Genomic DNA, 18,636 nt, shown 5'->3' with positions numbered 1-18,636 from the left:
CCTCCCTTTTTGACTTATAGATACATTTGTCCTAAGAAATATGGCATTTGCTTGCGCCACCAGTCCCAATCATGGGCTACATCGTGTCCCCATTCAGCAAACCATGCAGGAATATTTTTGTGGTCAAAGGCTTCTTTTAGTTTGTAGAAAGATGGTAGGCCATCTTGTTCCCAAGCTCCAAGACCGGTACAAATGACAATTTCCGCCTGACGGTAACGGTCAATAAACCAGCCGTCATTTTGATGCCAAATATAATCAGATGGCGAGTTTTGATAAATCGCTTCGTCACCACCAAACTCACCAACAAAGAAACGAGCATCATAGACACCACTCAAGGCAATCACCTTGTTGAAGACATCTGGATGTTGCAAGAAGAAATTAAGGGCGTGGTAGGCTCCCATAGAGCAACCAGTTGTCATCATCGGATCAAACCAGCCTGTTTTGTGCTTGATGAAAGGAATGGCTTCTTCAATCACATAACGTTCATAAGCACGGTGCATCTCTGCTCGATCATGAGGATTTTTCCAATCACAAAGCCAGCTCTCACTATCGACACTCGAAAGGGTGAAGAATTGAACTCGTCCTTCTTCGATAAACTGAGCACAAGCATCAATCATACCAAAGTCATAGTACTCGTTATGGCTTCCACCTGATGAAGCAAAGACAACAACAGGAATCCCTGCATGTCCATAGCGGTTTAGATACATTTCGCGGTTAAGTTGGCCACTCCAGTGGCTTAAATGTTCAATATTCATAAGTTCCCTCTTTCTCTTTATTTCTTTATTTACAGGCTATTAATCCCAATTTTCAGCTAAAAAGCGAAGGCATTCTGGTAAATGCTCAGCCCAGGCTTCTTCGTGGTGAATAGCCCCAGATTGAATCCGAATGGCGATATTTTCCAAAGCAACACCTTGTTGAATAACGTCATGATAGTACCGAAGGGATGAGTCAATATAGGCTTGCTTGATATTCCCCGCCATCAACGTTTTATCTGTATCATCCGCCTCTTCAGTACCAACATAGATGTAGATCCGTTGATCTGCATAAAGCTTCTTCCTCTCGATATAGCGATCAAAGGCCTCTTGGTGCAACCAATTGGCAGAAGAGAAAACTCCCAGACAACCGATTTGGTCTTGGTACTCTAAGCCCAAGAACTGGGTGATATTCCCACCAAGAGAAGATCCAATCATGGCTGTATGTTCTCTATCAGGAAAGGTTCGATATTCTTGATCGATAAAGGGCTTGACGACATCCATGACAAACTCCCCATACTCGACACCCTTACCACCAAATTGCATACCAGGGATATTAGACTCCTTATACTTCCAGGCAGAGTACTCGTTCATCCGTTGCAAACCATCGTTATCAATGGCAACGACAATCATGCGACTAATGTCTGGATTTCGCTTGATGGCTGGAATGACTTTCCAGGAATGACCTGCATAGGCTTCCTTGCTATACAAAACGTTTTGCCCATCGTGGAAATAAACCACAGGGTAGCGACGATCTGTATCTGTTTCATAATTCTTAGGTAATAAGACTCGCACACGACGGAGTTTTCCGGTATAAGGCACTTTCAACTCGTGTGTCTTCATCTCTAAATAAAAGTAGGATTTATTCATTGTCAGAAAACTCTCTATATTCTAAATTTTTATTTATTATACCATTTTTATAAGAAAAAGTCTGGATTTCTCCAAACTTTTTCATTGATTGACTTTATTTTCCAATAAATGTAGCCAGATCTTGTAAAGAACGTTCGGCAATTTTCTCATACCGTTCCTTCTTATCTCGAATGCGTGGGCCTTCCAGCTCCTTGATAATTCCAAAGTTGACATTCATGGGTTGGAAATGCTTGCTGTCGGCATGGGTAATATAGTGAGCGAGACTTCCGATGGCTGTTGTTTCTGGGAAAATCGCTACTTCTTCTCCTTTGAAAAGACGTGCCGCATTGATCCCAGCCACCAAACCTGAAGCCGCTGACTCGACATAGCCCTCTACTCCTGTCATTTGCCCCGCGAAGAAGAGGTTGGCTTGCTTCTTAGAACGGTAAGTCTGTTCAAGCAGATTTGGAGAGTCCATGTAAGAATTACGGTGCATGACGCCATATCTCACAAACTCCGCATTTTCCAAACCAGGAATCATTTGGAAGACCCGCTTTTGCTCGCCCCATTTAAGGTGAGTTTGGAAGCCAACGATATTGTAGAGGCTAGCAGCTGCATTGTCTTGGCGCAATTGGACTACCGCATAAGGGGTCTTAAACTCCCCGTCACGAGGTCCTTTGTAGTCATCTGGATATTCGAGACCAACTGGTTTCATAGGACCATAGAGCATGGTTTTGATGCCTCGTTTGGCCATGACTTCAATTGGCATACAACCTTCGAAATACTTTTCTTTTTCAAAAGAGTTGAGCGGGGCTTCTTCCGCATTCACCAAAGCCTCATGGAAGTCCATAAACTCTTGTTTGGTCATGGGACAGTTGAGATAAGCCGCTTCTCCTTTGTCATAACGAGACTTGAGGTAAACCTTGTTCATATCGACGGTATTGACATCGATGATTGGAGCTGCTGCATCATAGAAATAGAAGCCATCGCCACCATTAAGCACGTGGATCTTTTCTGCCAAGGCATCGCTGGTTAGAGGCCCCGTTGCGACCACTGTGATGGCATCTGTCGGCAATTCAGTAATTTCATCGCGAATCACTTCAATGAGAGGGTGTTGGGACACCTTCTCCGTCACCCGGCTAGCAAAACCTTCTCGGTCCACTGCCAGTGCTCCACCGGCTGGTACCCGGGTCGCTTCAGCTGCTTCAAGGATGACAGAACCTAGACGGCGCATTTCTTCTTTGAGGAGCCCGACAGCATTGGTGAGAGAATCCCCACGAAGAGAGTTGGAACACACTAACTCAGCAAAGTTATCTGTTTTGTGTTGCGGAGTAGATTTTACTCCCCGCATTTCATAAAGCTTGACCGGAATACCCTGTTGGGCAATCTGGTAAGCTGCTTCAGAGCCAGCAAGGCCAGCACCGATAACATTGATATAAGATTGAGACATGACACTAATACCTCTTTGGGTATCCAAACATCCCACTAAGCTGTTAGACACCCACAAATCTTTCTAATTTTCTACTTGGTCCATTATACCAGAAAGCCAAGTAAAAAGACAGGGAGGGTTTCCTTCCTGTCTTAGACCTAAGTCTGTTATTTGTTTTCTTATAGACACAACCAAGCAGCAAAGAGGGCTGATAGGATACTGAACAAGGACCCGATTAAATAATACTCTGCGAAGGCTGGATTCTCCGAAATTTTATTGTAGCGGGCGATAGATTTGGCCGTAAAGACCAGTCCGATAGAAGCAAATTGGCCGTAGACAAGACAGGCACCGATAATCAACCGCTCTAAGAAGCCAATCATGGAACCAGCCCCAGTGATGGTATCCATTTTCTCCTCCATCGTCGGCTGGTAATTAGCAAAAAGAATTTTAAAGACGATATTGGTCGGTTTTCCCACTAGGAGGACATAAAAGATTAACTTTAAACTGTCAATAGGCAAATAAGTCGTGCCATTTTTAGCTCCCCAAAGGACTAGGAAACTAATGATACCGACATGCAAGACTTGATCCAAGGCAAAAGTCCAGGTGGTTGGTAGTTTCAATTGTTGCTGCACGATCGGTTTCAAGAAATCTATTCCCGCATGAGTCAACAAAATGATCAAGCAAATCCACCACAAATCCAGATGGCAGAGGGAAACGACGAATAAAGGCAGAGCTACATACAGAATGTGAAGGCCGAGCACCTTCTTATCCTGGTCCTTGTGGTCCGCCATCTTTTGGCTTTGAAAATAATAATCCGACAACAAATGACAACTCAACAAGAGAAGCAAGTATGGATTTGTTACGATATTAGATAATCCTGTCATAAGCCTCTCCTTACGCTAAACTTTGAATACTAGCTAGTGCTGCTGCTCGCCCCCGTAAGTAAACACGGATACTACTACTTTTCAGCCGTTTAGAGAGAGCACTCGGGTTGATGGCTAGCGATTGGGCCAAATCCTGCTGGCTAAAATTCTCACTATATACACATCTCTTAAGAAGATCTAGCAGGATTTCTTCCTGACTGCCACGCCAACCCGAACGAATAGCTTCACCGGAAGCGATGAGGGCATTCACAAAGAAGTCTTGCTTTTCCTTCCCACTTGAAAAATAGATCTGGGTATTGCCGTAGTCATTTTTCTGATGGACCAGATTGATGGCGCTGCGTGCATTCCAATAGGCTGGCCCATCCGCACCGATACTTTGTAAAGGATCAATATCCGTTAAAATCTCCCCGAGACCAATCCCGAAACGAAGTTGAGTCGGCTTTAGTTCTGAACGCAGGGTATCAATGATTTGAAAAACCGGAGCCTCCACTTTTAAAAGCGCTTGAAACTCATCCCCCAAAGTTAGGGTAAAAGCCGATGCTAGGCAGTTTTTAAAAAGCTCATTGATCTTTTGAAGCGTTTTTTCCAACTGTTTTTGCAGGTCAAAACGCTCTTGAACCATTTTGGAATCAATGACATCTGCAATCAAAGCAAGATACATAAGCCCACCTCCTTGTGTCTATTATAACGAAAAAAAACAAAAATGTCTATTATAACAGACATTTTTAAAAATTGCCGTTATAATAGACATCGAATGATTCTAAAAGATTATTTCACTTTTTCTTCTTCATAGTCGCCGTTGCTACATACGACCTGCTTACCACCACCACGAACTTTTTTCTCAACTAGATAGTGACCACATTTCGGACAGTCACGGCCGATTGGCTTATCCCAAGAGGTGAATTCGCAGTCTGGGTAGCGATTGCAGCCATAGAAGAGACGATTCCGTTTGGTTTTACGCTCGATAATTTGGCCTTGGTGACAATCTGGACACTCCACTCCAATTTCCTTAACGATAGCTTGGGTATGGCGACAATCAGGGAAATTGCTACAAGCGAAGAACTTACCGAATCGACCCAACTTGATGACCATCGGACTTCCGCAAACCTCACAGTCAAATCCAGCAGCCTCATCCTTGATTTGGATTTTTTCCATTTCCTCTTCAGCTTTTGCTACTTCTTTTTTAAAGGGTTGGTAGAAGGAATCAATGACCTTTTGCCACTGTTCTTTCCCGAGTTCGACATCATCCAGCTTCCCTTCCATCTCTGCGGTAAAGGTTACATTGACGATATCTGGGAAGAATTCAACGATCAGTTTATTGACGATTTCTCCTAATTCGGTTGGCTCGAAGCGTTTGGCTACAAGCTTCACATAATAGCGTTTTTGAATGGTCTCAATGGTCGGTGCATAGGTTGAAGGACGACCAACACCGTTTTCTTCTAAAGTCTTAATCAAGGTCGCTTCAGAATAACGAGCTGGTGGTTGGGTAAAGTGCTGTTCAGGTTTACTGTTGACCTGAGTGACGGTGTCCCCTTCTTCCATGTCCGGTAGCATCTTATTTTTGTCCGAATCATTGTAGATCGCCAAATAGCCGTCAAACTTCACCTGACTACCATTTGCTGTATATTGAACCCCATTTTGCCCCAAACGGACATTCATGGTATCAAAAACAGCTGCCGTCATCTGACTAGCCACAAAACGATTCCAGATCAAGGTGTAGAGCTTAAGCTGATCCTTGTCTAGGTACTTGGCAATTTTCTCAGGCGTATTGTAGACACTAGAAGGACGAATGGCTTCGTGAGCATCTTGAGCACCAGAAGCATTCTTAACCCGACTACCATGCTTAGAATACTTGTCTCCAAATCGATCAACGATAAAGCTAGCTGCTTCATTTTGAGCGACTGGACTAATCCGAGTCGAATCCGTACGCATATACGTGATCAAACCTTGAACACCAGATCCAATATTGATTCCTTCGTACAATTGCTGGGCCACCATCATGGTCTTACGTGTACGGAAGTTAATCTTATTGGCTGCGTCCATCTGCATGGAAGAAGTTGTGTAAGGAAGCGGCGCATTGCGTTTGCGCTCTTTCTTCTCTACCTTTTCAACGATATACTCTTTCCCATCGAGATGTGAAAGAACGGCTTTCACATCCTCCTGGTTTTGAAGCTTCATCTTCTTGCCATTCATTCCATAGAAATTGGCTTGGAATTGCTTGGTCCCCTTTTTAAAGGTTCCATCAATTGTCCAATATTCTTCTGGTTGGAAGGCATTGATTTCTTCTTCCCGGTCAATAATCAATTTAAGAGCAACGGATTGCACCCGACCAGCCGAAAGTCCCTTCTTCACCTTTTTCCATAGAATTGGTGAGATGGAGTAGCCGACAATCCGGTCCAAGACACGACGTGCTTGTTGAGCATCTACCAGATCCATATCGATCTTACGGGGTTCTTGAAAGGCATTTTTTACCGCATCCTTGGTAATTTCGTTGAAAACAACACGGTTCTTATCTTCCTTATCCAACTGAAGAATATGCGCCAAATGCCAAGAAATAGCTTCTCCTTCACGGTCCGGGTCACTTGCGAGAAAGACTTGTTTGGCTTTTTTAGCCTCTTTTTTCAAATCATTAATCAAAGGACCTTTTCCGCGAATATTGATGTACTCTGGTTCGTAATTGTTATCAAAATCAATAGACATGGTAGATTTTTTCAAGTCACGAATATGACCCACGCTGGCCATGACCTTATAATTTCTACCAAGATACTTTTCAATCGTCTTAGCTTTCGCAGGAGACTCCACGATGACTAAATTCTTTTTAGTTGTTGTGGTTTTCTTTTTTGTTTTAGTAGCCACTTTTTTACCTCTATTTTGTAATAAACCTCATAGAGTGTAAACTATTTTTTTCGGGATGTCAACCGTGAAGTTCTCCTATAGGAAAACTCATTTTAAAATTCAAACTCATCTAGGACATCTTTTCCACTGGTGACCAGCTTTGCACCTTCTTGAATGAGGTGGTGACAGCCATCTGAACGTCCATCCAAGATTGAACCAGGAATAGCTAAGACATCTCGCCCTTCTTCCATAGCACGCTCGCATGTGATCAGACTTCCAGACCGCATCCGCGCTTCCGCCACAATCACTGCTCTAGAAAGCCCAGCAATAATCCTATTGCGCTCTGGGAAATGGTGTTTCTGAGGACCTTGACCTGGACCGTATTCGGTAAGAACTAAATGGTTCCCACTCATGTACTTCTGCAATTGTTTATTGGATCTAGGATAGAAGACATCTAAGCCAGTCCCAATCACTCCAATTGTTTTTCCTCCATTTCGAATAGCAGCATAATGGGCTGCAGCATCAATCCCCTTGGCTAATCCACTCACCACAATCAATTCATTATTTAACTCGTTAATGATTTTCTCGACGGATTGAATCCCTGTGCGACTACAGGATCGACTTCCTACGACCGCAATCTTTGGCTGTTTAAGAAGATCAATATTGCCTGAGTAAAACAACAAAACAGGTGGGTTATGCATCCAGAGAAGTTCTTCAGGGTATTCCGGATCCATAATGGAAATCGAATCGAACTCCTTGAACTCTTCTCTCAAGACCTTGTCATCAATCCGGATATACCGTTCCATAAATAGTGTTTGATTGCGACAACCTGCAATTTTTGCCATTAATTCTAAAGAGGGCCACTCCCCATTCATTTCCCAGTAATTGACAATGTTAAAAACCTGTAAATTTGATAGGCCAGCAACCTTTAATTTATAAAGTTCATATTTGTTCATTTGTAAACCTCAATTTCTACTATCTATTTATAATATTCGTAAAAGAAAACAAAAAAAGCTCTAAAAATAGAACTTTTTAATGATTTTCTAAGATGTTAAAATGACAAACTGCCCCCAAAAGATTACTTGAGTTGTGGTAACGAGCTGCTTGAATCTCCACTAAAGAAAATCGTTGCTCCCCACTTTCCTCCATCAGGCTTTTATACTGATGGTTAATCTCTTCTAAAAGAAGGGGTTGACTACTAATTCCCCCACCAATCGTCACTTTTTCAAGCCGAACCAAAGACTGAAGGTTATAGATTAGGATCGCAATTTCCCGACAATAAGAAGCAAATAAGTCTTGCAATTCCTCATGATGACCAGCTTCAAGGACTTCAAAAACTTGAACTCCATCTTCTTCAGGCAATTCTAAGAGCCGACTAGCATTAGCCACAAAATTGACTGCAGAGCCTAAATTTTGAACCAAACTGGAAATCCCATGTCTCAAAATCTCGGTCTGATATTGCTTTTGTTCAGGAGTCATTTGCTTCTCCCCTAAGCTTGGCCAACGAAGATAATCCTTGAGATTCCAGGTGGAAATTAAGGAACCGTTGGAAGTCAAGGCTAAGCCTACCCCAGTTCCTAAAACAAAGGTTGCGCCACAATCACAATCCTGGAGGTTTCCAATTCGTGCTTCTGCCAAGCCTGCAGCATCCCCATCGTTGAGGACGGTCACAGGGACTTGAAAAGTCTTATTTAAACGAGAAGCTAAAGGAATATTCCTTAAATAAGGAATGAGGCCACCTTTGAAGACAAATCCCAGTCGACTATTGATTTCACCCGGACAAGAGATGGCGATCCCAGTGATTCGATTCTGGAACAAGCAAATCACGCGCTCAAGAGCTTCCCAGAATTCCTCAATAGTAGCTGGTGTCGGAACTTTAGAGGAATCACTCACCTGATAGGCTTCATCCACTAAGGCATATTTAATAAAGGTCCCGCCAATGTCAAAGGCTAATAGCATTTCCTTCCCTCCTAATCAACATCCGTCATGGACTTAATGGGTTCGAAGCTTCGGCGATGGATAGGAGTGACCCCATGTCTTTCCAAGCCCTCAAGATGATTGCTTGTCCCATACCCCGCATTCTGAGCAAAATCATAACCTGGATACTCTTGGTCATAGGCTGCCATCATCTGATCTCGTGTCACCTTCGCCACAATAGAAGCCGCAGCGATAGACAGAGAATTAGCATCTCCTTTGATGATGGATGTCTGAGAAATAGGGAGAGCCAATTTCATAGCATCAATCAAGAGGTGTTGAGGTTGAGGATCCAATTCTTGAATAGCCTCTAGCATGGCTAATTTGGTTGCTTCATAAATATTAACCTGATCAATGACCTGATTATCTTTTATCCCAATCCCGACAGAGAGAGCCTGGTCTAAAACCGCTTGATAAATAGCATAGTGCTTCGATTTTGGAATTTTCTTACTATCGTTTAAACCTGGAATCTTACAATTTTCCGGCAGAATAACGGCTGCTGCGACGACAGGACCTGCCAAAGGGCCTCTCCCTACTTCATCCACACCTGCAATAAGATGAATCCCTCGAGCATAGAGTTCTTTCTCATAGGCTAGCATTTTTTCTAAACGCAAGTCTTCGTCCACTTGTTTTTGGAGTTCGCGTTTTCGTTTGCTGATAGCCGCTTGAACGCCCGCTCGACCATCAAGGATCAACTCTTCAAATAAGGGATGATCCAGCCTATTAATCGTTGCCAAACACTCTTTGATTTCTTTAATCGTTGGCATCCACTTCACCTACACGATCAAGGGTATAGTGACCCAAACGACCATCACGTACATCCTTGACGAACAAGCTGTAAAAGCGATCGTAATCATCTCGGAAGCCTAAGCGTTGAGTCATCTCCATAATGATTTCTGGCGCTTCCTGCTCCAAATCCATTTGTTTATAGCGTTCTTGTAACTCTTTTGGGTAATGGGATTTAAAATACTCAAGACCAAAAATAGTCACCTCATCCATTGGCAATAACTGGTCCTTAATGGCACCCGTTAAAGCTAATTTTAGAGCTACATCTTCATCTTCAAATTTTGGCCAAAGAATCCCTGGGGTATCCAAGATTTCGAGGTCCTTATTGGTTTTCAACCACTGTTGCCCCTTGGTCACTCCTGGTTTATTTCCAACAACCGCAATCTTTTTCCCTGCTAGGCGGTTCATCAGCGTTGATTTACCAGCGTTGGGAATCCCAATAATCATGGTCCGAAGGGTTTCGATTTGAATCCCCCGTTCTTTCTGGCGAGCAATTTTATCGGCCATCAAAGACTTGGCAGCATCTGTAACCTTCTTAACCGTAGATTGCTCTTTGGAGTTGATAGCCAAGGTTTTGATTCCTTGCGACTCAAAATACTCCTGCCATTCTTTTGTAGCGACAGGATCGGCCAAGTCTACCTTGTTCAGAATCATCAACTTAGGCTTGTCACCAACAATTTTTGTTAACATAGGATTTTGACTTGATAGAGGCAAACGAGCGTCCACCAAAATTGTCACAAAATCCACAAATTTAATATTTTCTTGTACTTGTCTTCTAGCTTTGGACATGTGTCCAGGAAACCATTGAATAGTTGCCATGTTCTCCATTCCTTTCCAGTTCAGTCTTTTCTATTATAACATGTTTTATTGAATTCTCAGCGTCAAATGAGAATACAAAAAATGAAGCTACCTAGGTAACTTCATTTTTTTCTATTCCGTCCAATTAATCAACGATTTCAATTGATCGTCCATTGTATAGGTAAAAGTATCTATATTTCTAGTAAAGGAGTTCTTCAAATCATTCTGATCAGAAAAGTTTTGAAAATCATACTTCTTAGAATCTTTTTCAAAAGTCTGAATAGTTTTTCCAGGATTTTCATGAGCATTGTCTTTCCCATGATTTTCAACCTGTTCAATAACTGTAATTTTCGAAATTACAATATAACTTGTTTTTGTTTTACCATAGGAGGTATTGGTAATAGAGTATACATAGATTAGCTGTGGGATTTTGGAATCAAATGTACCTCCCCAGTCAACTCCATCTTTTATTGTCGCAAAAGCCATCCCTTCAAATTTTGGAAGGACTTTGTAATTGCGATCAGCCACATAAGCCTTTGCTGCATCCTCTACATTCTTAGAGATGGCTTCTTGTGTATCCTCATCCACTTTTGACAAGGAAGTCACATAAGCCCCTTCCTCAAAATCAGCCAAAGTGACCTTGTATTTTATACTGTCTTTTCCTTTCTCAACAGTTTGACCGTTTTCTTTCAACGCATTTTTACCACTTTCATTGAGACGAATTTCAATTTCATATCCAACTGCAATGGGATCATTACTTGAAACTTCTTTTCCATTCAGATAATAATCAAATGGGAAACCATATTTAGCGGTTGCCTTTGCAACAATTTCTACATCTTTTCCTTCAAATTGAGAAGGTTTTGATAAAGTTCCATTTGGAGAAATGCCCTTGATTTTTGGATAAAAACCCTTAAAGGGGTCAACACCTACAAGCGGGATTAGATCTGCCTCCTGAGTTACAGATGTACCAGTAAAGTGAAGGCCAGGTATCATGTTTTCAAGATCACTTTTATCGTAAAGTAATTTAACCGTAATTTTATCGTGGTTGTTTAGGTTCTTTCGCTCTTTTACATCTATCAGCTCATCCCCTTTATAAACGCTAAATTCTACTTTTGAAACTAACTGATCAATATTGTAATTTGAACTCTCCGTTTTGGAGTGATCCGCTTTAAGTTTCTTCTTGATATCCCGGTCTAAATTTTCCTTATTTAAACTAACTGACTTCTCAACAATAAATCCTTCACCATCATTCCCTTTGATTTCCAGCTTTACATAATCCTCTAAATTAATGGTGTCACTGCTTCCACGGTTCAATAGGAAATAACTTGAAACAGCAATGACAGCAAGAAGGACAAAAATCCCTGCTAAAATTCCTCTAATGTTTCTTTTTGGTTTTTTAGGTTCTGGGGCTTGAGTTGGACTTGGCCCTAATTGAACTGTCTTTGGTTGAAAAGCAACAGCTTTTGGTTCAGCTTTGGCAGCTACTTGAACTTTAGCACCACATTTAGAACAAAAGGCATCACCAGCATTGATGGGTGCCTGGCAATTGGTACAGTTTTTCATAAATCATCTCCTTATTTTTTATCGAGCGTCCTTACGGACAGAAGTCAATACTAGGGAAGTTGCGACCATAAATAGAGCTGAAAAAGCAATCAAGACTCCCCAATTTCCAAGAATCGCAAGTAAATCATAAGCATAGGTTCCTACCCCATCTTTTTGATAAACTTGCCAGTCAGTATGACCTTGAGACGGGACCAAATTGTTCATGTTTGCAATCCGAAAGAAGGCCGTTGTTCCCCATCTCGTAATCGTTGCATGTGAGATCCACACTAAAAATGGTATTTTTTCATCCAAAGATTGGAGAAAATTTGAAAACAGCAGTTGAACCATCAATACTAGCGGCATGGCTGTCATCGCTTGGGACGATTTTTTGACAAATGCCGAAATCAATAAGGACAACATATCGGAAGTAAAAATCACCAAGAACAAAGTAACCCCAAAAAGAACTATCTGACTTCCATTTCCTTGAGCATGTGGATAAAGTATAACAATGGTTCCTATCATTAAGACAGCTTCGGCTAAACAAAGAACCAACTCTGTTAATACACGTGCCGCTACATAAGAAGGTAAGGACAAGCCTTTAATTTGGTACTCAAACTTGATGACTTTTCTCTCATTACAAATACTGGTCACTGAGTTAAAGAGACCAATCCAGAGAGCTGCAGAAATAAACATGATCGAAGAAGTTCTGGTAATGTGGTATTTATTAAAAACTTCATTAGCATTAAAAGCGATCGAAATGATGAAAGGAAGGAGAATCGCTTCTGATACAAAAAATAGGGATTTTTTGTTGATGAGGAGTCGAAGGAATTTACTAAAATAAATCGAGACTTGCTTCTTATCCAGCATAGACACCTCTCCTTTCATTTTCAAACCATAGCACATATCGGTCAACAAGAGCTGCATTTTCAGCTCCTGAAATTTTATGGACGATGTCTTCTAAGCTATTAGCCGCAAAGACTTTTAGCGCATTGTCAACAGATCCAAAGTAACAAAGTCTTCCGCATCCTTCCGAACTCTTTCCAACCACCATGACCTTGTCAAAGAGATGACGAATACGATCGGGTGTATGAGTGATAACACATAAGATTTTTCCTTCATCCGTAATCTCTCTCAGTGTGGTCATGACCTCCATGACCATGCTCCCATCAACACCGGAATCCGGCTCATCCATAAAGAGAATCTCAGGGCGTGTGATGTATTCCATTGCTATTGTAAGTTTTTTCTTCTGGCCACCTGAAAGAGAAGAACACTTAGATCCTTTTACCGATTCTAAATCCAACTTTTTCAGAACTGATAGGACTTCTTCTTTTCGAAGTTCAGGATTATCTGCTAATTCAGATGGGCCATAGAGTTTGGCTGCATCTTCTAAATTCTTATAGACCGTATCTTCCATTCGGTAATGCTCATCCGGAGATTGAGGAGCGAGGGTGATCACCCCTTGTTTCTTCCCATCACTTAATAAATCCACTCCATTAAAATAAGCACTGGTATTTGAATAAACAAGTCCTGTCACTGCTTCCATAAAGGTTGATTTCCCAGCACCAGAACCACCCAGAATAAGTATCATCTCCTTAGGTTTAAATTCTACCTGAATGTCCTTAAGAATGGTTTTACGGTTTAAGAGATTTCCGACTGTTACATCTTGAATAGCAATCCTCAGTGATGAATGAGAAAAGTCCTGGCACTCTCTAGTTGAAACAGATGGATCTGCAGCTGCTGACTGAAGATCTTGGTAAATGATCTGATTTCCTAGTCTGACAACCAACTGATTTGATAAAAATACACAATCAATCCTAGCAAGCGAGGACAAATCCACCGGAAATGCATCTTTTTCAATGGTCTTCCATTCTAGGGATTGCATTTCTACAATGATGAATTTTGAGCGAAAAACATGGCCGTCAGCATCACAAAGGTGGATAATGGAACGATGATTTAATAGAGCACGTTGATTTTTCTGATAGATCACACCATCCATCTCAATCATCCCAGACAAACAATCAAGAAACCATTGATCATCAAGAAAACGGAAGACAGCAATAGAAGGGGACTGATAATCATCAGCCAGATGCAAATCTGCCTGACTCCCTTGAGATATACCATCAACGCTTAAGCCATCAAAAAGTGGAATAGCAGTGAAATCCCTATTAAGGTAGGTAAAGATGGTTGGATTCTGCATAAATATAGCCCTTTCAAGAAAAATAAATTGCTAGACAGTCAAAACCACCCTATGAAGGGTGGTTAGACTCTATGGTATTTACTCCACGAGTGATTTACTAACTAGTGGTTTAGTTTAGCGAATTTGCTCAAAGTGCAAGTGAACAGCGATGTGGTCTCCATAACCACTTCTTTCCAAATCGCGTTGCAAACGATAAGAAATATAGTGTTCAGCAATGGTAATATAACCAGCACCAAGTAAACGGTGCTCAACCATTGATTGGATCATGCTGATCGTCGCACGTTCCACTTTCGCTTCTTCCAAGTCCATAACAACTTTCTTGGTCACTTGCGCCAAGTTTTGGCGAAGATCATCCGTCAAGACATAAACTGTTTGTGCTGCCTTCAAAACAGCTTGGTAGATTTTATCTGGGTCAAATTCTACAACTTCACCACTACGTTTAATGACTTCCATCTTATTCTCCTTGATCGTCAGTATACTTCTATTATCTTAATAAATAGGGAATTTGTCAAGAATCTAAGACATCAATAATCCGGACGAAGAACTCCAGTAATAATTTCTTTGGTCGCGTGGTAATCCCCATCCACTACAACCTTGATAATGCGCTTCGCTTCCTCAGCAGGAGCCGGAACTAATGGCAAACGAGTCGGACCTGCTTCAAAGCCCATATAGTTCAAGACTGCTTTAACTGGAGCTGGACTTGGATAAGAGAAGAGAGCATTGACTTTTGGGATGAATTGGCGCTGAATGGCCGCCGCTTTTTTAATATCATTATTCTCAATGGCTTGGAACATTTCGTGCATTTCATCCCCATTGGTATGGGAAGCTACTGAAATCACACCATCTGCCCCTAGGTTCATGGCATGGAAAGCATCTCCATCCTCTCCTGTATAAATGAGGAACTCCTCTGGTTTGTGCTCAATTAAATAAGCCATATTGGCAAGGGTTGTACACTCTTTCACCCCAATGATATTTGGATGTTCTGCCAAACGAAGCATGGTTTCGGGTGTCATTTCGACAACCACGCGCCCAGGAATGTTATAGATTATGATTGGCAAGTTAGAAGCATCTGCAATAGCCTTAAAATGCTGGTACATACCTTCTTGAGAAGGTTTGTTGTAATAAGGGACAATCGCTAATCCAGCAGCAAAACCACCAAATTGGTCCACTTCTTTTACAAACTCAATCGAGTCGCGAGTTTCATTGGTCCCGACACCAGCAATCAAAGGAACCCGTCCGTTGACTACCTTTTGCACCGCTGCAAAAAGTTCCAATTCTTCATCGTGCGTTAGAGTTGGGCTTTCCGCTGTGGTACCAGCTAAAAGAATCCCATCTGTGTGATGAGCCAAGAGATGTTCGATGAGTGGAGGAATGGCCTCGAAGTTTATCGAACCATCTTCATGGAAGGGAGTGATAAAGGCAGTGATCATTCTACAATTTTTTAAATCTTGATAAGACATACATACTCCTTTTTGAGACAACCATAGGGAAGAGGGACAGCACCAAAAGTTGATAGCTGTCCCCTATACACTTTATTTAGTTAATGAATTATTTCAACTCAAACTTCAACTCAGCTGTTGGGCGCACGAGTCCACGTTCATGAAGGGTTTCTGCAATTTGAACTGAGTTCCAAGCAGCTCCTTTAAGAAGGTTATCAGAAACCACCCACATGTGAATCCCTTTTTCAGCATCCAAGTCTTTACGGATACGACCAACAAAGGTATCGCGAGAACCAACCGCATTGATAGCTTGTGGGTATACTTGATGAGCCACATCATCTTCCAGAACTGCACCTGGAAAGGCAGAAATAGCAGCTTTCACTTCTTCGATTGGTGCTACTTCTTTGGTTTCAATGTAGACAGACTCTGAGTGAGCTGACAAGACTGGAATACGTACACAGGTTGCTGAGACAGCGATGCTATCGTCTTCCATGATTTTCTTAGTTTCGTTCGTCATCTTCATTTCTTCATATGTATAGTCATTATCGGTGAAGACGTCGATTTGAGGAAGGGCGTTGAAGGCAATTGGGTAATGTTTCTTATCGCCACCTGATGGCAAGATTTCCGCATGTAAATCACGTGGATCCACTCCATCATTCAATACTTCACGCAATTCACGTTGAGTTTCCAGAATGGCTCCCATACCAGCACCTGAAACAGCTTGATAAGTTGAAACGATGATACGGTCCAAGCCCCATTTTTGACGAACTGGTTCAAGAGCTACCATCATTTGAATCGTTGAACAGTTAGGGCAGGCGATGATCCCGTTATGGGCATCAAGAGCATGAGCGTTTACTTCAGGAACAACCAATGGTACATCTGGATTTTGACGGAAGTAAGAAGTGTTATCTACTACGACCGCACCAGCTTTAACAGCATATGGTGCATATTTAGCTGAAGTTGATCCTCCAGCCGAGAAGAGAGCGATATCTACTCCTGCAAAAGCCTCTTCAGTTGTTTCTTCAATGGTCACGTCTTGCCCTTTGAATTGCAAGACCTTCCCTGCAGAACGCGCAGATGCAAGGTAGCGAATCTTATCAATTGGAAGACTTGATTCTTCCAACATTTTGATCATTTGTGCACCAACGGCACCTGTAGCACCAACAACAGCAACTGTATATCCCATAATAAAACCTCTTTCGGAATTTTCTAAAAATTTGTGAATTTTATCTATTATACTATTTTTCCCTACAAATGAAAAGTGTATTTTACACTTATAAAAACAAAATAATCCCGATCTAAGACCGGGATAGTTTCTAGATATAGAATAGCTTTTATTGAAAATTAATGGATTTCATAATCCAAATCATTCAAATCCTTCTTTCCTTGTGTGTCTTCCAATAAAAATGGCACCTGTTGCATCCCTTTGATACCCGCCACTAGTGAAGTTGGGAAGGTTACTATGGCTTGGTTGATTTGGCTAATATTACTATTAACAATGCGTTTAGAAGCTGCCAAATCTTCATTTTCATCTGCAATTTCTTTTTGCAAGGCCAAGAATTGGTTAGAAGATAAGAGATCTGGATAATTCTCACCTACTGCTCGGATTTGTGCCAAAACATCGTTTTGATTGGCAATGACTTGGTTAGATTCTTGGATTGACGCACCTTGACGAAGGGCTACTAATTCGGTAAAGACTTTCTCTTCATGTTTGGCATAGGCCTTAGCCACCTTCAACATTTCAGAAATGGTATCGTAGCGTTTGACAAGAATTATATCAACCGTTCTCTTTGCTTCTTCAATCATGACCTGATAACGATTCAAGCGATTGCTTTCACCGATAAACCACATAACAATGACAAGAGCAAAAACGACAATGGCAATAAATAATCCTAACATAGTTATTCTCCTTTAAATATATTGGTTAATTCATCAATGAGATCAATCTCCCTACAGAGTTTTTGATACTCTGCAGCAATAGAAAGACTTTCGATTGCATCTTTTCTATTCGGTGTTGGGAAAAGGTAGCGGTTAATATATAAGGAAATATAGAGTGTATCTTGTACTAAATAAACACACATAGCATTTTGAGAAATTTGCTGATCAAACCATTCTAGGATCTTGGGTTTTAAGAATTTTCGAGCAGCCAGTTCATCTGTACAATAGATATTGTAATTTTCATTGTTTTGGATATCTTCTGTTTCAATTTGGACTTCATTAGGTCCAGCACCCGGATAGGCACCTTTTAGTTCTCTTTTTAAAAACAAAGATTTCTTGGTTGGAACAACTCTCAAGTGCCCTGGAAATGAGATAGGAGCTTTTAAAGAAAAAATCTGACCAGCAAAATCTTCAACTTCTTCTCTGACCGTATGAGTTTCCCCACTAGAGTCTCTCTTTGTTCGCGTCTCAATATGATAAGCATAGAGATTGGCTACTACGAGATTCTTTTCATCATGGAAAGACAATTGATGAAAGAGATCAAACTTAGTCGATCTCGGACTAATGACCTGCAGGACATTCATTGGGTAGTCAGCTGTCAGAGTTAGCTCCGCTTGAGGAAAAACTTCTTTCAGGATGGGACAAAGAAAATCTGTAATATAAATCTCTTCATTGGATCGAACCTGATCTCCGAATAAGGCTTTTCGTTTTTTGTATGCTGGTAAATAATAAAACACCACTACAAGAAGAATGATAACAATCGCTGCTCGCCATCTAACAAGTTGGAAGGAGAGAAAAGCTAGAATACCACCAAGAATAGTGGCGTTTCTCCAATGAATATTATTCTTCATTTGTTCCTTCATAATGAGCAACTTAGCCTGATATTGTTCTAATTTTTCCAGTTCACTGATCCGTTGAAACGTTTCTTGTGACCACTTGTTGTTTGGACTGTTTTGATCATACACTATAACCATCTCCTTTCAAACACAAATGAATCCATTTATTTACATCATTATATCACCGGTAGTCATAAGAGGCAAACAAATTTATGTATTTGCTTACAATGAATTTTTACAAAAAAAATCCCCTACCAAACGGTAAGGGATCGAGGCATCTTTCGATGAGAACAGCCGGTTCACACAACTGTTCAAGGTCCGCTCCTGCGTTACAATTGAATGTAGACCTCCTCAGCGCAAAAGACTCCTAAGAGCCA

General features: G+C 41.3%; 18 protein-coding genes. All 18 read right to left on the bottom strand.

Annotated elements, in window-relative coordinates; genetic code table 11:
• Positions 1-14: 14 nt before the first annotated feature.
• The 18 genes from L0M85_RS02290 to L0M85_RS02205 all read right to left on the bottom strand — a co-directional run bounded on the left by L0M85_RS02290 (position 15) and on the right by L0M85_RS02205 (position 18,397).
• The gene (locus L0M85_RS02290; protein WP_048690507.1) at positions 15-755 is read right to left on the bottom strand and encodes an alpha/beta hydrolase-fold protein; all 741 of its coding nucleotides are present in this window, start codon (positions 753-755) and stop codon (positions 15-17) included.
• Between the two features lie 39 nt (positions 756-794).
• Positions 795-1,622: an alpha/beta hydrolase gene (locus L0M85_RS02285; protein WP_238656374.1), complete on the bottom strand. Its 828-nt coding sequence runs from the start codon at positions 1,620-1,622 to the stop codon at positions 795-797.
• A 94-nt stretch (positions 1,623-1,716) separates the two neighbouring features.
• A complete protein-coding gene (trmFO, locus tag L0M85_RS02280) occupies positions 1,717-3,051 on the bottom strand; it encodes a methylenetetrahydrofolate--tRNA-(uracil(54)-C(5))-methyltransferase (FADH(2)-oxidizing) TrmFO (protein WP_238656373.1) in 1,335 nt (444 codons plus the stop codon).
• A 158-nt stretch (positions 3,052-3,209) separates the two neighbouring features.
• Complete coding sequence (locus L0M85_RS02275; protein WP_238656372.1) at positions 3,210-3,914, bottom strand: DUF3307 domain-containing protein; 705 nt, start codon at positions 3,912-3,914, stop codon at positions 3,210-3,212.
• Between the two features lie 10 nt (positions 3,915-3,924).
• Positions 3,925-4,575 (bottom strand): SatD family protein, encoded by a 651-nt coding sequence (locus L0M85_RS02270; protein WP_238656371.1) that lies wholly within the window; start codon positions 4,573-4,575, stop codon positions 3,925-3,927.
• A 107-nt stretch (positions 4,576-4,682) separates the two neighbouring features.
• Positions 4,683-6,770 (bottom strand): type I DNA topoisomerase, encoded by a 2,088-nt coding sequence (gene topA / locus L0M85_RS02265; protein WP_238656370.1) that lies wholly within the window; start codon positions 6,768-6,770, stop codon positions 4,683-4,685.
• Positions 6,771-6,862: 92 nt separating this feature from the next.
• The gene (dprA, locus tag L0M85_RS02260; RefSeq protein WP_238656369.1) at positions 6,863-7,705 is read right to left on the bottom strand and encodes a DNA-processing protein DprA; all 843 of its coding nucleotides are present in this window, start codon (positions 7,703-7,705) and stop codon (positions 6,863-6,865) included.
• A gap of 76 nt (positions 7,706-7,781) precedes the next feature.
• Positions 7,782-8,708 carry an ROK family protein gene (locus L0M85_RS02255; protein ID WP_238656368.1) on the bottom strand — a complete coding sequence of 309 codons (927 nt, stop codon included), beginning with the start codon at positions 8,706-8,708 and terminating at the stop codon, positions 7,782-7,784.
• Positions 8,709-8,719: 11 nt separating this feature from the next.
• Positions 8,720-9,490 (bottom strand): ribonuclease HII, encoded by a 771-nt coding sequence (locus L0M85_RS02250; protein ID WP_238656367.1) that lies wholly within the window; start codon positions 9,488-9,490, stop codon positions 8,720-8,722.
• Positions 9,477-10,328, bottom strand: a complete 852-nt coding sequence (gene ylqF / locus L0M85_RS02245) for a ribosome biogenesis GTPase YlqF (protein ID WP_048690485.1) — start codon at positions 10,326-10,328, stop codon at positions 9,477-9,479. The genes L0M85_RS02250 and ylqF overlap by 14 nt, the downstream gene beginning before the upstream one ends.
• A 111-nt stretch (positions 10,329-10,439) precedes the next feature.
• The gene (locus L0M85_RS02240; RefSeq protein WP_238656366.1) at positions 10,440-11,870 is read right to left on the bottom strand and encodes a zinc ribbon domain-containing protein; all 1,431 of its coding nucleotides are present in this window, start codon (positions 11,868-11,870) and stop codon (positions 10,440-10,442) included.
• Positions 11,871-11,888: 18 nt separating this feature from the next.
• Positions 11,889-12,716: an ABC transporter permease gene (locus L0M85_RS02235; RefSeq protein ID WP_048690481.1), complete on the bottom strand. Its 828-nt coding sequence runs from the start codon at positions 12,714-12,716 to the stop codon at positions 11,889-11,891.
• Positions 12,706-14,046, bottom strand: coding sequence for an ABC transporter ATP-binding protein (locus tag L0M85_RS02230; RefSeq protein ID WP_238656365.1), 1,341 nt, complete (start codon positions 14,044-14,046; stop codon positions 12,706-12,708). The genes L0M85_RS02235 and L0M85_RS02230 overlap by 11 nt, the downstream gene beginning before the upstream one ends.
• A gap of 114 nt (positions 14,047-14,160) precedes the next feature.
• On the bottom strand, positions 14,161-14,499 hold the full coding sequence (locus tag L0M85_RS02225) for an ATP cone domain-containing protein (RefSeq protein ID WP_006597242.1): 339 nt from the start codon (positions 14,497-14,499) through the stop codon (positions 14,161-14,163).
• Positions 14,500-14,570: 71 nt separating this feature from the next.
• Entirely contained in the window at positions 14,571-15,506 is a 936-nt protein-coding gene (gene dapA / locus L0M85_RS02220; RefSeq protein WP_129269112.1) for a 4-hydroxy-tetrahydrodipicolinate synthase, read from the bottom strand.
• A gap of 88 nt (positions 15,507-15,594) precedes the next feature.
• A complete protein-coding gene (locus tag L0M85_RS02215) occupies positions 15,595-16,671 on the bottom strand; it encodes an aspartate-semialdehyde dehydrogenase (RefSeq protein WP_238656364.1) in 1,077 nt (358 codons plus the stop codon).
• A gap of 158 nt (positions 16,672-16,829) precedes the next feature.
• Positions 16,830-17,384, bottom strand: a complete 555-nt coding sequence (locus L0M85_RS02210) for a LemA family protein (RefSeq protein ID WP_048690473.1) — start codon at positions 17,382-17,384, stop codon at positions 16,830-16,832.
• 2 nt (positions 17,385-17,386) lie between these two features.
• On the bottom strand, positions 17,387-18,397 hold the full coding sequence (locus L0M85_RS02205) for a DUF3137 domain-containing protein (RefSeq protein ID WP_238656363.1): 1,011 nt from the start codon (positions 18,395-18,397) through the stop codon (positions 17,387-17,389).
• Positions 18,398-18,636 lie beyond the last annotated feature (239 nt).

Origin of the sequence: Streptococcus sp. DFI.7.26 (genome assembly GCF_022240605.1) — a bacterium.
GTDB classification, from domain to species: Bacteria; Bacillota; Bacilli; order Lactobacillales; family Streptococcaceae; genus Streptococcus; species Streptococcus xiaochunlingii.
This window is presented reverse-complemented; position numbering and strand designations above follow the sequence as displayed.

Excerpts from the sequence above, each read along its gene's own strand:
- L0M85_RS02255 (WP_238656368.1), bottom strand. The coding sequence starts at position 8,708 with ATGCTATTAGCCTTTGACATTGGCGGGACCTTTATTAAATATGCCTTA.
- dapA (WP_129269112.1), bottom strand. The coding sequence starts at position 15,506 with ATGTCTTATCAAGATTTAAAAAATTGTAGAATGATCACTGCCTTTATC.
- L0M85_RS02250 (WP_238656367.1), bottom strand. The coding sequence starts at position 9,490 with ATGCCAACGATTAAAGAAATCAAAGAGTGTTTGGCAACGATTAATAGG.
- L0M85_RS02225 (WP_006597242.1), bottom strand. The coding sequence starts at position 14,499 with ATGGAAGTCATTAAACGTAGTGGTGAAGTTGTAGAATTTGACCCAGAT.
- L0M85_RS02270 (WP_238656371.1), bottom strand. The coding sequence starts at position 4,575 with ATGTATCTTGCTTTGATTGCAGATGTCATTGATTCCAAAATGGTTCAA.
- L0M85_RS02215 (WP_238656364.1), bottom strand. The coding sequence starts at position 16,671 with ATGGGATATACAGTTGCTGTTGTTGGTGCTACAGGTGCCGTTGGTGCA.
- L0M85_RS02210 (WP_048690473.1), bottom strand. The coding sequence starts at position 17,384 with ATGTTAGGATTATTTATTGCCATTGTCGTTTTTGCTCTTGTCATTGTT.
- L0M85_RS02290 (WP_048690507.1), bottom strand. The coding sequence starts at position 755 with ATGAATATTGAACATTTAAGCCACTGGAGTGGCCAACTTAACCGCGAA.
- L0M85_RS02240 (WP_238656366.1), bottom strand. The coding sequence starts at position 11,870 with ATGAAAAACTGTACCAATTGCCAGGCACCCATCAATGCTGGTGATGCC.
- ylqF (WP_048690485.1), bottom strand. The coding sequence starts at position 10,328 with ATGGCAACTATTCAATGGTTTCCTGGACACATGTCCAAAGCTAGAAGA.
- L0M85_RS02205 (WP_238656363.1), bottom strand. The coding sequence starts at position 18,397 with ATGGTTATAGTGTATGATCAAAACAGTCCAAACAACAAGTGGTCACAA.
- L0M85_RS02275 (WP_238656372.1), bottom strand. The coding sequence starts at position 3,914 with ATGACAGGATTATCTAATATCGTAACAAATCCATACTTGCTTCTCTTG.
- L0M85_RS02285 (WP_238656374.1), bottom strand. The coding sequence starts at position 1,622 with ATGAATAAATCCTACTTTTATTTAGAGATGAAGACACACGAGTTGAAA.
- trmFO (WP_238656373.1), bottom strand. The coding sequence starts at position 3,051 with ATGTCTCAATCTTATATCAATGTTATCGGTGCTGGCCTTGCTGGCTCT.
- L0M85_RS02230 (WP_238656365.1), bottom strand. The coding sequence starts at position 14,046 with ATGCAGAATCCAACCATCTTTACCTACCTTAATAGGGATTTCACTGCT.
- dprA (WP_238656369.1), bottom strand. The coding sequence starts at position 7,705 with ATGAACAAATATGAACTTTATAAATTAAAGGTTGCTGGCCTATCAAAT.
- L0M85_RS02235 (WP_048690481.1), bottom strand. The coding sequence starts at position 12,716 with ATGCTGGATAAGAAGCAAGTCTCGATTTATTTTAGTAAATTCCTTCGA.